Raw genomic sequence first — 13,603 nt, forward strand, 5'->3', positions numbered from 1 at the left:
TCAGGCAGCGGCCTGACCGGGCAGCAGGCCATGCACGACATCAACGATGTCCTGCACGGTGCGCACGGCCTTGAACGCTTCAGGCTGCAGGTTGCGGCCGAGCAGCGGCTTGAGCTGCACGATCAGGTCCACGGCATCGATGCTGTCGATGTCCAGGTCGTCGTACAGGCGCGATTCCGGGCTGATCCGCGCCGGCTCGATCTCGAAGCTGTCGGTCAGGATGCGGACGATGCGCTCGAACAATTCATTCTTGGTCATGGCAGTTCCTGGCGCCTTACGACTGGCGGGCGGCGACGAACTCGCCGAGCGCGCGCACGCTGGAGAAATGGCGACGGGTTTCTTCCGAGTCGGCCGAGAGGCTGACACCGTACTTCTTCTGCAGCGCCAGGCCCAGTTCCAGCGCATCGATCGAGTCCAGGCCGAGGCCTTCCACGAACAGCGGCGCGGTCGGATCGATGTCCTCCGGGGTGATGTCCTCCAGTGAAAGCGAGGAAATGATCAATTCCTTGATCTCGTGCTCAAGTGCTTGCACGGGTCGGATCTCCAGACAGGTCGAAATAACGAGTGAGGTGGTCGGTGACGCGACGGGCCGCCAGGGCATCCCCCCTTGGCGAGTCATCTTCGGCCAGAAACGGCGCGATCGGGATATCTTCGCCGATCTGCAGCTGAACGTGAAAACGACGTGAGGGCACACGATACCACTTCTGGCCCTTGGTCAACGTCGGCGGGGTGCAGGTGATGCGCACCGGGGTGATGTCCAGGCGCCCGCGCACGGCGATGTTGGCCGCGCCGCGCTGCAGCCGCAGCGGCTGCCCAGGCACGCTGCGGGTGCCCTCCGGGAAGATGACCAGGGTGCCGCCGGCATGCACGGCCGCCGCGCAGTCATCGACCAGGCCAGCGCCGTCATCATTGGAGATGTAGCCCGCCGCGCGCACCGGGCCGCGCATGAACGGGTTGCAGGCCACCGCCCGCTTGACCACGCAGTCAGCGTTGGGCAGCAGGGCGATCAGGCAGACCACGTCGATCAGCGTCGGGTGGTTGGCCAGCACCAGCAGGCCCTCGCGCTGCAGGCGTTCGCGCCCTTCGACCTGCAGGGTCATCACCCCCAGCCGGCACATCAGCCACACATGGCTGGCGAAGGCGCGCTGGACCATCCGGCGGGCCCGGCGCCGACGCGCCACCGGGTCGCGCATCAGCAACAGCACCGGCATCACCAGCACGCCCAGCAGCAGTCCACCCACGCCGAACGCGGCAAAGCTCAGACCGGTGCCGAACACCCGCCAGGCATGATCGAGGCGGCGCAGCGCCTCAGCCACGGCGGCGCCAGGACCAGCGCTGGCCTTGGGTCACGTGCTGCAGCACCGGATCTGCGGCCAGCAGGAAGCGGTGCAGGTCCAGCGCATGCGGCAACAGGCCCGGCGCGGTCGGATCGACGTCGTCGGCGACCTGCCAAGACAGCGAAAGATCGGTGCCACCGGCGGTGCCGACGGGTGCCAGACGCCAGCACCAGGCAAAGAACGGGTCGGGTTCGTCGGCGAATTCGGCGTAAACGTCGGGCAATGGCGACTCATACACCACGATCCGCACCTCACGCGCACCATCACCGAGCAGGCCGACGGCCTCCAGGCACGCCGCTTCCACCGTCGACTGGCCGGCGGACAACGCCAGGTAGTTGCCACGGTGGCCGCGGGCGATCGAGTACAGCGCGGCAATGGCGTTGTGCACCGACAGGCCGAAGCCGGTGGGTGACAGCGGCTGATCGGCCACCAGCGAGCCCAGCAGGTCCATCGAACGGGCAACATCGCCATGGCGGCTGGCGAACACCAGCGGCACCTGGCTGTCGGCGCCCTGCCCGTCCTCGCACCAGCACGCCGCCTGGATCGCCATGCGGCCCAGGCGCTCGATACGGCGGCGCTGCATGGCCGGAATCTCGGCCAGCGCCGGCGTGTCCTCGCCCTGCGGCAGGAACGGCGACCCGGCCCAGCCCATCCATTGGCTACGCTCGGTCAGGCCAGGCGCCCAGGCGGCCCAGTCGACAACGGAAAATTCGATCATTACCGGTAATGTTTCGATGGGCGAACGAGAGTCTCGAGCCATTACGGCGACACGCGGCTGCCCCCCATTCCTGCAGCCATGCATCCGTCCAGGACGTCGCCGGCTGCCCCCCTGGCTGCCGGAAAGGAGCGCACGCTAGCACGTCCGACACAGGGATGACATGTTTCACAAAACACAACGGGGAGCGGTCAGCGACCGCCCCCCGCGTGGACTGATACCAGCGAACGGATTCAGTGATAACCGGCGTCGGCGCGCACCTTGCCGCGGAACACCCGGTACGACCACGCCGTGTAGCCCAGGATCACCGGCAGCAGAAGCACCAGCCCGACCAGGGTGAAGCTGAGCGAAGAGGCCGGCGCGGCGGCCTGCCACAGCGTCATCGACGGCGGCAGCAGGTACGGCCACATGCCCAGCACCAGACCGGCGAAGCCGAGCACGAACAAGGCCAGGCTGAGCAGGAACGGCGGCAGGTCGCGACGCGGATGGGCGGCACTGCGCCACAGCGCGATGGCCACCGCCAGGGTCAGCAGCGGCACTGGCGACAACCACCAGAAGTTGCCGTCGCTGAACCAGCGGTCCATCAGCCGCGACTGCAGGAACGGCAGCCAGCTGCTGACCAGGCCCATCGCCGCGATCACCGCCACCACCAGCGGGCGGGTCATCTGCCGGGCCAGCGCCTGCACGCGCCCTTCCGTCTTCAGGATCAACCAGGTGCTGCCCAACAATGCGTAGCCGGCCACCAGCGCGGCACCGGTCAGCATGGCGAACGGGCTGAACCAGCCGAAGGCACCGCCCTGGTACACGCCATCGACCAGTGGCAGGCCCTGCACCAGCGTACCGAGGATCACACCCTGGGCGAAGGTGGCCAGCAGCGAACCGAGGCCGAACGCCACGCTCCACAGCCGCCGCGAGCGGTGCGCCTTGAAACGGAACTCGAAGGCCACGCCACGGAACACCAGCGCCACCACCAGCAGCAGCACCGGCAGGTACAGCGCCGACAGCAGCACCGCGTAGGCCTTCGGGAACGCCGCCATCAGGCCGGCGCCGCCGAGCACCAGCCAGGTCTCGTTGCCGTCCCAGATCGGCGCGGCGGTGTTCATCATCAGGTCCAGCTGTTCCTCGTCCTCGGCGAACGGAGCGAGGATGCCGATGCCGAGCACGAAGCCATCCAGCACCACGTACATCAGCACGCCGAAGCCGATCACCGCGAACCATGCCACCGGCAGCCAGGTCATCAGGTCCATGTCAGCGCTCCTCCAGCGGTTCGTCGGCGGCCGACAGCGGCCGCGCCGGGGTGTGGCTGCCATGGTCCAGCGACGGCCCTGCGTCGTACGGCTGTGGGCCATGGCGCAGGATCTTCACCAGGTACCAGATGCCCCAGCCGAACACGAAGGCGTAGCCGACCACGTACACCGTCAGCGACAGTGCGGTCATCCATGCACTCTGCGGGCCGACCGCATCGGCGGTGCGCAGCACACCGTAGACGACCCACGGCTGCCGTCCCATCTCGGTGACGAACCAGCCCGATATCAGCGCGATGAAGCCACTGGGCAGCATCCAGTTCCAGCCGCGCAGCAGCCACGGCGAATCCAGCAGCTTCTTCCGCCACAGCTGGATGGCCGAGACCCAGGCCAGCACCAGCATCAGCGTGCCCAGCCCGACCATGATGCGGAAGGCAAAGAACACCGGCGTCACCGGCGGCCGCTCGCTGGCCGGCACCGAGGTCAGCGGATCGAACGTACCGTCCAGGGTGTGGGTCAGGATCACGCTGCCGAGCTTGGGAATGGCCACTTCGAAATCGTTGCGCTCTTCCTTCTCGTTGGGCAGTGCGAATACCACCAGCGGCACGCCCTCGCCCTCCTTGGTCTCATGCCAGTGCGCTTCCATCGCCGCGATCTTCATCGGCTGGTGCTTGAGCGTGTTCAGGCCGTGCATGTCGCCGACGAAGATCTGCAGCGGCACGGTCAGCGCGGCGAACGCGACGGCGGCGATCAGCATGCGGCGGCCGGCCTCGACGTGGGTTCCCCTGCGCAGGTACCACGCACCGACGCCACCGATCACGAAACAGGTGGTGATGAACGAACCCAGCGCCATATGCGCCAACCGGTACGGGAAGGACGGGTTGAACACCACCTGCCACCAGTCGACGGGGTGGACGATGCCGTTGACCATCTCGTAGCCGGCCGGCGTGTGCAGCCAGCTGTTGGACGAGAGGATCCAGAAGGTAGAGAACAGCGTGCCCAGCGCCACCATGCAGGTGGACAGGAAATGCAGGCGCGGCGAGACCCGGCCCCAGCCGAACATCATCACGCCGAGGAAGCTGGCTTCCAGGAAGAACGCGGTCAGCACTTCGTAGGTCAGCAGCGGGCCGATCACCGTGCCGGCCACTTCGCTCAGCCGCGGCCAGTTGGTGCCGAACTGGAAGGCCATGACGATGCCGCTGACCACGCCCATGCCGAACGAGACCGCGAAGATCTTCTGCCAGAAGAAATACAGTTCGCGCCATACGGGCAGCTTCGTGCGCAGCCAGCGCCATTCGATGAAGGCCAGCCAGCTGGCCGTGCCGATGGTGAAGGCCGGGAACAGTACGTGGAAACTGATGACGAATCCGAACTGGATCCGCGACAACAACAACGCGTCCAAGGGACGCCTCCTGCCAGGAGCCGGTCGGATACCAGACCACTTTAGGGGGATATCGTTAAGCCGGGATGCGACCGGGTGACGCGCTGCTTCACTTTGTCGCAGGTGGAGAAGGCGCAGCCGACATGGCGCGGCGCTACCGTTCAGCCGCTCTGGTAGCTGCCAACCTTGGTTGGCACACACCCAAGCGCCGACCAGGGTCGGCATCTACCAACAGCGATTGGAGCGGCCCATCACCCGGCGGGCGCCTCAGCGCCAGAAATACCAGACGCCCCCTGCCACCAGCGCCCCCAGCAGCAGCACCTGCACCACCACATAGCCCACGCCGCTGTCGCGCGATTCGGAGACAATGCGCTTCCGCAGCGCCTCACTCACATCCGGCGTCTGTTCCTGCTGCGCCTGCTCACGCAACGCCTGTGCCAGCGCGCGCTCTTCCGCATCGCGGGAATCGGTCGGTCGGTTCACAGCAGCTCTCCGGCGGTGGCGTGCCGCACCAGTTCCTGCTTCAGGACCTGGCGCGCACGGTACAGGTGGCTCTTGATGGTACCGCGGGCCAGGCCGGTCACCTGTTCGATCTCGGCCAGATCGAAATCCTCCAGATAATGCAGGCCTACGATCAGGCGCTGCGGCGCACTCAATCGTTCCAGCGCCGCCCCGAGGTGGCGGCCGGCCTGCAATGTCTCGCTGAGTTCCGCCGGGCCCGGCCCGTCGTCACCAACGCCCAGTTCCTCGGGCGCTTGCACCGCCACCATCCACTGCGCTTCCAGCCGCCGCCGCCGCAGATACTGCAGCGCGGTGGTGTAGGCCACGCGCGAAATCCAGGTGCGCAGCGAGGATTCGAAACGGAACCGGTGCAGCTGGCGGAATACCGCCAGGAACGTTTCCTGCAGCAGGTCGGCCACCTGGTCACGGTCGCCGACCATGCGGCCGATCACATGCGCGCAGGTGCGCTGATGTGTTTCCACCAGCTGCGCGAAGGCCGGCTGCGAGCCGTCGATGATCGCGCGCACCAATACCTGGTCCGCATCCAGCGGCTCGGCAGGGGTGGTCGCGGCCGCGGCATCCTGTCGATGCCGCCTCCGCAACGCGGCCAGCGCTTCCCCCAGCAGGCTCATGCGTGGGGCTCCTCCTGTGCCCGCAGCATGCGCCGGCTCAGCCCTTGCGCACTGCGGGGCGGGTGAAGTGCCAGGCCAGCAGCTGACCCAGGCCGGCGCTGCCGACCATCGCGGCGGCGGCTCCGAACGTCAGGTCGCGTGCACCGATCGCCTCCAGCAGCGCCATGGCCAGTGCCAGGCACACCAGGCTGATGCCCCAGCGCAGCGCGCCCTGGCGGCGGCGCTCCTCTTCCAATACCGCCAGCGAGCGGATCACCTCTTCCGGCACGTGCGGCGCCACCAGCTTGCTGCGCGCACGCGCATCGGCGATGGCATGGATCGCATAGGCGGTGCAGATGAAGAGGGTGATCGGGATGAGTTCCTGCATGGTCGTGCTCCTGTCCGCTGGATGATGCGGGTTCAGGAGATTGGATGCGCGACCCTGCCGACCGGTTGCATCGCTTTGCCGATCCCGCTGCCATGACCTGTGGCCCCTTCCCCCGGCCCTTGCGGCTGCTACGCTTGCCCGGTTTCCTCTTCTGGTGCTGTCCGCCCATGTCCCGAGTGCTGCCCCTGTCCCTCCTGCTGTCTGCCGTGCTGGCCGCTCCGGCCGCCCAGGCCGCGCCGACGCCGATCACCATCGAACAGGCCATGGCCGATCCGGACTGGATCGGTCCGCCGGTGGAGAAGGCCTGGTGGTCGTGGAACAGCCAGCAGGTGGAATACCAGCTCAAGCGCAACGGCAGCCCGGTGCGCGACACCTTCCGCCAGCCGGTGGCCGGTGGCGTGGCCGCACAGGTGGCCGATGACCAGCGCGGCAGCCTCGACGTGGCCGATCCGGTCTATGACCGCAGCCGCAGCCGCAGCGCCTTCGTGCGCAACGGCGACGTGTTCGTCCGCGACCTGCGCAGCGGCGCGCTGACCCAGCTGACCCGCAGCAACGAACGCGCCGCCGGTGTGAACTTCGCCGCCGACAACGGCGTGATCTGGCGCGTCGGCCAGAACTGGTTCCACTGGACCGCCGCCAGCGGCGTGCAGCAGGTGGCCAGCCTGAAGGCCGACAAGGATCCGAGCACGCCGCCGAAGGCCGACGTGCTGCGCGACCAGCAGCTGCGCACGCTGGAAACCCTGCGCCGCGACCGCGAGCAGCGCGAGGCGCTGAAGGACCAGGACCAGCGCTGGCGCCAGGCCGACCCGACCCGCGCACCGGGCCCGGTGTTCCTGGGTGCCGACGTCGAGATCGTCGACAGCGTGCTGTCGCCGGACCTGGGCCACCTGATCGTGACCACCAAGCCGAAGGACTTCGATGACGGCCGCGGCGGCAAGATGCCGCTGTACGTGACCGAGTCGGGCTACGAAGAAACCGAGGACACCCGTCCCCGCGTCGGCCGCAACGGCTTCGAGCCGCACACCCTGTGGTTCGTGGATGTACGCAGCGGCAAGGCCGAGAAGCTGTCGCTGTCCAGCCTGCCGGGCATCGGCACCGATCCGCTGGCCGAGCTGCGCCGCAAGGCCGGCAAGGACGCGCTGAAGGGCGACCGCAGCGTGCAGGTGATGAGCGACTTCATGGGCGGTGGCATCCGCTGGAGCGCCGATGGCCAGCAGGCCGCGGTGATGCTGCGCGCCAACGACAACAAGGACCGCTGGATCGTCAGTGTTGCCGCTGCCGACGGCCGCGTGCAGAACCGCCACCGGCTGACTGACAACGCCTGGATCAACTGGGGCTTCAACGATTTCGGCTGGATGGCCGATGGCCGCACGCTGTGGCTGTTGTCCGAGGAATCCGGCTTCTCGCACCTGTACACCCAGGCCGGCGGCGGCAAGCCGCAGGCGCTGACCAGTGGCAAGTGGGAAACCTCGGCGCCGGTGCTGTCGGCCGACGGCAAGGGCTTCTACTTCCTGTGCAACCAGCAGGCCCCGCATGACTACGAAGTCTGCGCGGTCGATACCAGTGCCCGCCAGGTGCGCGAGCTGACCAGCCTCAACGGCGTGGAAGATTTCTCGCTGTCGCCGGACGGCCAGCAGCTGCTGGTGCGCTATTCCGGCGCCTACCTGCCGGCGCAGCTGGCAGTGGTGCCCAGTACCGGTTCTGGCCAGGCGCGCGTGCTGACCGACACCCGCACCGCCGACTACAAGGCGCGCCAGTGGGTCCAGCCGAAGCTGGTGGCGGTGCCGTCCAAGCACGGCGCCGGCGTGGTCTGGGCCAAGTACTACGAGCCGGAAAACAAGGAACCGGGGAAGAAGTACCCGATCGTGATGTTCGTGCACGGTGCCGGCTACCTGCAGAACGTGCACCAGCGCTACCCGGCCTACTTCCGCGAGCAGATGTTCCATAACCTGCTGGTGCAGAAGGGTTACATCGTGCTGGACATGGACTACCGCGGCAGCGAGGGCTATGGCCGCGACTGGCGCACGGCCATCTACCGCAACATGGGCCACCCGGAACTGGAAGACTACAAGGACGGCCTGGACTGGCTGGTCGACACCCAGCAGGGCGATCGTGACCATGCCGGCATCTACGGCGGTTCCTATGGCGGCTTCATGACCTTCATGGCGCTGTTCCGCTCGCCGGGCACGTTCAAGGCCGGCGCCGCGCTGCGCCCGGTGGTCGACTGGCACCAGTACAACCACGGCTACACCAGCAACATCCTCAACACCCCGGACATCGATCCGGAGGCGTACCGCGTGTCGTCGCCCATCGAGTACGCACAGAACCTGCAGGACAACCTGCTGATCGCCCACGGCATGATGGACGACAACGTGTTCTTCCAGGATTCGGTGAACCTGACCCAGCGCCTGATCGAGCTGCACAAGGACAACTGGTCGATCGCGCCGTACCCGCTGGAGCGCCACGGCTACGTACGTGCCGACTCCTGGCTGGACCAGTACAAGCGCATCCTCAAGCTGTTCGAGCAGAACCTGAAGTGAGTGCTGCCGCGGCCACGATCCACATCGTGGCCGCGGTCATCCTCGATGATCGCGGCCGGGCGCTGGTGGTGCGCAAGCACGGTGCCAGCCGTTTCATCCAGCCGGGTGGCAAGCCCGACCCGGGCGAGGAGCCGCTGCAGGCACTGGCACGCGAACTGCACGAGGAACTGGGCGTGCGGTTGGATGCCGCCTCGGCGCTGCCGTTGGGCACGTTCGAGGACTGGGCAGTGAACGAGCCTGGCCACCGCGTGCAGGCACAGGCCTGGCGGGTGTGGATCGAAGGTGAGCCGTGCGCGCGTGCGGAGATCGCCGAACTGGCCTGGGTGCCGCTGCAGCCGCCGCACGGCCGGCCCTTGGCACCCTTGAGCGAACACCATATCCTGCCGGCGGTCGCTGCCCTGGCGACGGCTCGCTGACGAGGCGGGCATTGCTCACCCGGACAACGGATGTCAGCCTCGATTCCCCCGATTCCCGCGCCCACCCCACCGCCACCCAACAACTGGGTCGCCGCGGTGGCGCAGGGCTCGTTCTGGCTGAGCCTGCTGGTCACCCTCTACTTCGTCGCGCAGGCGCTGATGGCCGCAGTACTGGCCCGCACCGGGTTCTGGACCACGCTGGTGACACTGGCGTGGGAGCAGCAGCTCGACGGCAGCTTGTGGTGGATGCTGAAACACCCAGCGGCCACCTCGCTGCTTGTTGCCCTGCTCTGCCTGGTCTCGACCCTGGCCAGCTGGGGCCTGTGGCGCGGTCGCCGGTGGGGCCTGTGGGCCTATGTGTGGATGCTGGGCCTGAGCGCGCTGGCCAACTTCGTGATCGCCTGGTGGATGGACCGCCTGCTGCTGGTGTTGATCGCGCTGCTCGCCAGCGACCCGTCGGCGCAGCATGAGCTGCAGGTGCAGCGCGTGCTGTTCACCCTGACACTGGTCGGCACCTCGGTGCTGTTCGCGGGCCTGCAGGGCTGGCTGGGCTGGCGCCTGCTGCGGCCGGATATCCGCGCGCGCTTCCACTGAGTTGCATCCGTTCCCGCACGACAAGGATCGTCGCATGCGTTTATTGAACTTCCTGCCCACCTTGTTCCTGCTCATCGCACTGCCTGCCGGTGCCGACGCGCTGCGGTGTGGCGAATACCGCAGTACCGATGGCGGCATGGCGCTCGTGTTCACCACCTCCAACACCGGCTACCGCCACAACGACATCAGTGAGCCGGAGCCGCTGTGGGTCGATCGCAGTGCGGCACGGACCCGCCTGGTCATGCTCGACGATGGCGTGGCGGAGTCGATCCGGATCAGTGCCGATGGGCAGCGCATCGAGGACGACGTCGTCGTGGTCTACACCCTGCGCCAGCCTCGCGCCTGCGCCATCGAACCCAGCGCGATGGACGGCAGCTGCCGCGCCGCCGGCAGCCACTGCATCGCGCAGCTGCCCACGGCCTCGCCCGGCCAGGCCAAACGCGCGTGCAACGAAGGCGTTGGCGCGGGCTGCTCGACGCTGCTGCGACAGCTGCGCGATGCAGTGACTACGGTGGGAAGCGACGACATCGGCCCCGCGCGCTTCGAGCGCCCGCCCGTCTGCCGCGAACACACGCCCGGACATGACACAGCAGCCTGCGAGGCGCTGACCGACGATGCGCTGGCTGCCGCCATGCAGCGGGTGGGTGAACGTCTGCAACGGGAAGACGAAGACACACTGGATTCGCGCCTTACGGCCGCTGCACGCGATCACCTGCAGCAGCTGTGCCTGCAGCACCGCAGTGGCCGCTTCTGCGTCGAAGTGGCCGAACAACAGTTGATTGCGCTGGAACCTGCGTTGGCGGTGCAGGCCCTGCAGGTGGTCTGCGATGCGGGCCGCGTCAGCGCCTGCGAACGTACCGCACCATTGCGTGAACTCGGTGCCGATCTACGCCTGGTGCCGCTCTTGCAGGTGCCGTGCGGCCGCTATCAGGCCGATGGTGGCAGCCTGGACACGCTCACGTTCGACGATGCCGGGCGGGCCAGGGTCGATACGCAGGACGTGCGCGCGCTGCTGCTGGACGGCACCCTTCACATACGCCACGACAATGGCGCCGATTACGTGCTGGGCCTGCTGGCCAATGGCGATCTGCTGGGGCTGGACGCATTTACCGGGTACCAGCGTTACCGGCGACGGCCGGGCGCCCCGCAGTTTTGTCGCGAACGACCCGCCCGGCGCTGAAGCCGCGACGGCAGGTCCTGCGTTCTGGCGGATTTTATTGCGGATCGGGATGGGCTGGCTATCGTGGCCCGCGTCTTTCTGCTGTGGCCTCGACATGTCTGCTTACGCTCCGCGCAACCTGCTTCCGCGCTGCATCGCGTTGCTGTCCCTGCTGCTTTGCGCCCAACAGGCCGCCGCATCCGGCCTGCCACGCTGCGGCGTTTTCGAGGCCGAAGGCGGCGGCAACCAGCTGCGCGTGGATGGGCCTGACCGCGGGGTCGAGAAAGGCAGCTACATCTCCGATCGGCCCTTCGTTGTCCAGCGCAGCGAAGGCACCCTCAATCTGGTTGATCTCACCTTCGGCCTCGTCTCTGAACTGGAGGTCCAGCGCGATGGTCGCGCCCTGCATAGGGACGGCAAACGCTACCGCCTGATCCAGCCGGCCGCGTGCCTGCCCCCGGTCGAACATACGCCCGGCAGCTGCCTGGCCGACGCCCGGCAGTGCCTCTACAACCACCATGAGCTGAGCCTTCCGGCACTGGAATCGGGCTGCGCCGAAGGCGTTCCGCAACTCTGCCAGCGCCTGCCCGATCGCTATCGCAAGGCCGACCAGGCCCCCGGCAGCGATACGCCGACCGAAGCACAGATCGCGGTGATACAGGCCACCATGGAAAAGGCGATGGCCGAGATGGATTTCCCTCGCCAGTGCCGCGACGATGACCCTGCTGCCGACACCGAGGCCTGCATGGCCATTCTGGAAGACCGGCCCGAGCTCGTCGAGGCAGTCGACACCGCCATTCGCACGGCCTCGACGGCGGCCAGCATGGTTGAAGTGTTTTCGCCTGCAGTCAAGCCCACACTGTCGGATACTCGGCTGCAACGCCTGCAGGGGCTCTGCACGAAGGTGGGCGAAAGTGGCTTCTGCGAGGATGTCGCCAAGCTGCAGTGGACCGCCGGCAATTTTCAGCAAGGTCGGGCGGCCTTGCAGGTGGCCTGCGACGGCGGCGACGAGCGATCGTGCCGTCAGGCGTCCGCGTTGCTGCAGCTGGGCGAAGCGCTGGTGCAGCACCCCGCCGCCGCCGTGCCCTGTGGCCACTATGCGGCCTCCGGCGGGCTGATGGACGAACTGACTTTCGGCGACGGTGGCATGGTGGAGGTTGGCTTCGGCTCGCGAGTACGCGCGCGCGTACAGGACGGCCAGATCCGCATGCGCCACGAGCGTGGGGCTGACTATGTACTGCAGCCGTTGGCCAACGGCGACTTGCTGGGGCTGGACGATTCGACGCGTTTCCAGCGGTTCCAGCGGCAACCGGGCAATGCACAGTGCAGCGCGCCACTGGTGTTCGACGAAACTCCGTTCCCGCAGGACTGCCCGCGCGCGCCCATCGACGGTGAAGCCGAAGCCTGCTGCGCCGCCGGCAGGATGCAGGGCTGCCACGTGCTGGGCAGTCGCGCCGCGCTGAACGGGAAGTGGGTGGAGGCCAGCCAGCATTACCAGAAGGTCTGCCAGGCCGGTATCCGCGAGGGCTGTGAGAACCTGGTCAGCGTCATGGAGAACAGCAGCAGGGTAGACGCCCGCCCCATGCTTGAGGCCATCTGCGAGGCCGATGGTAGTGGCCGCCACGTGGCGTGCGACGTGCTGGCGACCCGCAACTGGGGGTTGCTTGAGTTCGGGCAGGCCTTGGAGCGCGCTGTCCAGGAGCAGTCGGCGGACGAGGATCGGACCAGACCGGCCCCACGCACCCCCAACCACAAGCAGTAAGGGAGCTTGCCCGGCCAGGCCCTGCGGTAAAGTACGCGCCATGAACGAATTCGAGCGCGTTCGCGCCTACCTCACCGACCTGCAGGATCGCATCTGTGCGGCGATCGAGTCCGCCGATGGCCGCGCACGCTTCCAGGAAGACCTGTGGCAGCGTGCCGAGGGCGGCGGTGGCCGCACCCGCGTGCTGCGCGATGGCGCGGTGTTCGAACAGGCCGGCATCGGCTTTTCCGATGTGGCGGGCAGCCGCCTGCCGCCGTCTGCCTCGGCAAACCGGCCGGAACTGGCCGGCGCCTCGTGGCGCGCCACCGGTGTGTCGCTGGTGTTCCACCCGCTCAATCCCTACGTGCCGACCACCCACGCCAACGTGCGCTTCTTCCAGGCGCAGCGCGATGGCGAAGTGGTGGCCAGCTGGTTCGGCGGTGGCTTCGACCTGACCCCGTTCTACCCGTTCGACGAGGACGTGCAGCGCTGGCATCGGGTGGCACGCGATCTGTGCGCGCCGTTCGGTGAAGAACGCTACGCCGCGCACAAGCGCTGGTGCGATGAGTATTTCTTCCTGCGCCATCGCAACGAAACACGCGGCGTGGGCGGTCTGTTCTTCGACGATCTGCACGGCGATTTCGAGCGTGACTTCGCCTACCTGCGCGCGGTCGGCGATGGTTTCCTCGATGCGTATCTGCCGATCGTGCAGCAGCGCAGGGACACGCCGTACGGCGAGCGCGAACGCGAGTTCCAGCTGTACCGCCGTGGCCGCTACGTCGAGTTCAACCTGGTCTACGACCGCGGCACGCTGTTCGGCCTGCAGAGCGGTGGCCGCAGCGAGAGCATCCTGATGAGCCTGCCCCCGCGCGTGCGCTGGGAGTACGGCTTTACCCCGGAAGACGGCAGCGCCGAAGCGCGCCTGGCCGATTACCTGGTGCCACGCGACTGGCTGTAGGCGCTTCCGGTACCGGAC

At 67.6% G+C, this 13,603-nt stretch carries 15 protein-coding genes; 6 read left to right on the forward strand and 9 right to left on the reverse strand.

Going from position 1 to position 13,603, the window contains the following annotated elements; genetic code table 11:
• From QP457_RS20860 to QP457_RS20900, 9 genes are all read right to left on the reverse strand, one after another.
• Nucleotides 1-258, reverse strand: a complete 258-nt coding sequence (locus tag QP457_RS20860; RefSeq protein ID WP_025878014.1) for an acyl carrier protein — start codon at nt 256-258, stop codon at nt 1-3.
• 16 nt (nt 259-274) lie between these two features.
• Nucleotides 275-532: a phosphopantetheine-binding protein gene (locus QP457_RS20865; protein ID WP_005411610.1), complete on the reverse strand. Its 258-nt coding sequence runs from the start codon at nt 530-532 to the stop codon at nt 275-277.
• Nucleotides 519-1,316 carry a lysophospholipid acyltransferase family protein gene (locus tag QP457_RS20870; protein ID WP_205404533.1) on the reverse strand — a complete coding sequence of 266 codons (798 nt, stop codon included), beginning with the start codon at nt 1,314-1,316 and terminating at the stop codon, nt 519-521. Before QP457_RS20870 ends, QP457_RS20865 begins: the two co-directional genes overlap by 14 nt.
• Nucleotides 1,309-2,055, reverse strand: a complete 747-nt coding sequence (locus tag QP457_RS20875) for a beta-ketoacyl synthase chain length factor (RefSeq protein WP_205404534.1) — start codon at nt 2,053-2,055, stop codon at nt 1,309-1,311. Before QP457_RS20875 ends, QP457_RS20870 begins: the two co-directional genes overlap by 8 nt.
• Before the next feature lie 230 nt (nt 2,056-2,285).
• Nucleotides 2,286-3,299, reverse strand: a complete 1,014-nt coding sequence (gene cydB, locus QP457_RS20880; RefSeq protein ID WP_205404535.1) for a cytochrome d ubiquinol oxidase subunit II — start codon at nt 3,297-3,299, stop codon at nt 2,286-2,288.
• Nucleotide 3,300: 1 nt separating this feature from the next.
• Nucleotides 3,301-4,698 carry a cytochrome ubiquinol oxidase subunit I gene (locus tag QP457_RS20885; protein ID WP_180164962.1) on the reverse strand — a complete coding sequence of 466 codons (1,398 nt, stop codon included), beginning with the start codon at nt 4,696-4,698 and terminating at the stop codon, nt 3,301-3,303.
• Nucleotides 4,699-4,944: 246 nt separating this feature from the next.
• On the reverse strand, nt 4,945-5,160 hold the full coding sequence (locus QP457_RS20890) for a hypothetical protein (RefSeq protein ID WP_100462005.1): 216 nt from the start codon (nt 5,158-5,160) through the stop codon (nt 4,945-4,947).
• Nucleotides 5,157-5,810 carry a sigma-70 family RNA polymerase sigma factor gene (locus QP457_RS20895; RefSeq protein ID WP_205404536.1) on the reverse strand — a complete coding sequence of 218 codons (654 nt, stop codon included), beginning with the start codon at nt 5,808-5,810 and terminating at the stop codon, nt 5,157-5,159. The genes QP457_RS20890 and QP457_RS20895 overlap by 4 nt, the downstream gene beginning before the upstream one ends.
• A 37-nt stretch (nt 5,811-5,847) precedes the next feature.
• Nucleotides 5,848-6,177, reverse strand: a complete 330-nt coding sequence (locus QP457_RS20900; RefSeq protein ID WP_100554000.1) for a hypothetical protein — start codon at nt 6,175-6,177, stop codon at nt 5,848-5,850.
• 167 nt (nt 6,178-6,344) lie between these two features.
• Here QP457_RS20900 and QP457_RS20905 point away from each other — a divergent pair, with 167 nt between their 5' ends.
• The 6 genes from QP457_RS20905 to hemF are packed head-to-tail and all read left to right on the forward strand — an operon-like array spanning nt 6,345 to nt 13,585.
• Complete coding sequence (locus tag QP457_RS20905; protein ID WP_205404537.1) at nt 6,345-8,717, forward strand: S9 family peptidase; 2,373 nt, start codon at nt 6,345-6,347, stop codon at nt 8,715-8,717.
• Entirely contained in the window at nt 8,714-9,133 is a 420-nt protein-coding gene (locus QP457_RS20910; RefSeq protein WP_180164950.1) for an NUDIX domain-containing protein, read from the forward strand. The genes QP457_RS20905 and QP457_RS20910 overlap by 4 nt, the downstream gene beginning before the upstream one ends.
• 30 nt (nt 9,134-9,163) lie before the next feature.
• The gene (locus tag QP457_RS20915; protein WP_205404538.1) at nt 9,164-9,727 is read left to right on the forward strand and encodes a hypothetical protein; all 564 of its coding nucleotides are present in this window, start codon (nt 9,164-9,166) and stop codon (nt 9,725-9,727) included.
• Between the two features lie 34 nt (nt 9,728-9,761).
• Nucleotides 9,762-10,907 (forward strand): hypothetical protein, encoded by a 1,146-nt coding sequence (locus tag QP457_RS20920; protein ID WP_205404539.1) that lies wholly within the window; start codon nt 9,762-9,764, stop codon nt 10,905-10,907.
• The gene (locus QP457_RS20925; protein WP_205404540.1) at nt 10,807-12,648 is read left to right on the forward strand and encodes a hypothetical protein; all 1,842 of its coding nucleotides are present in this window, start codon (nt 10,807-10,809) and stop codon (nt 12,646-12,648) included. Before QP457_RS20920 ends, QP457_RS20925 begins: the two co-directional genes overlap by 101 nt.
• A gap of 40 nt (nt 12,649-12,688) precedes the next feature.
• A complete protein-coding gene (gene hemF / locus QP457_RS20930) occupies nt 12,689-13,585 on the forward strand; it encodes an oxygen-dependent coproporphyrinogen oxidase (protein WP_180164942.1) in 897 nt (298 codons plus the stop codon).
• Nucleotides 13,586-13,603: the final 18 nt, after the last annotated feature.

The sequence above is a fragment of the Stenotrophomonas sp. As-7 genome (assembly GCF_030291015.1).
In the GTDB taxonomy this organism is placed as follows: domain Bacteria; phylum Pseudomonadota; class Gammaproteobacteria; order Xanthomonadales; family Xanthomonadaceae; genus Stenotrophomonas; species Stenotrophomonas lactitubi.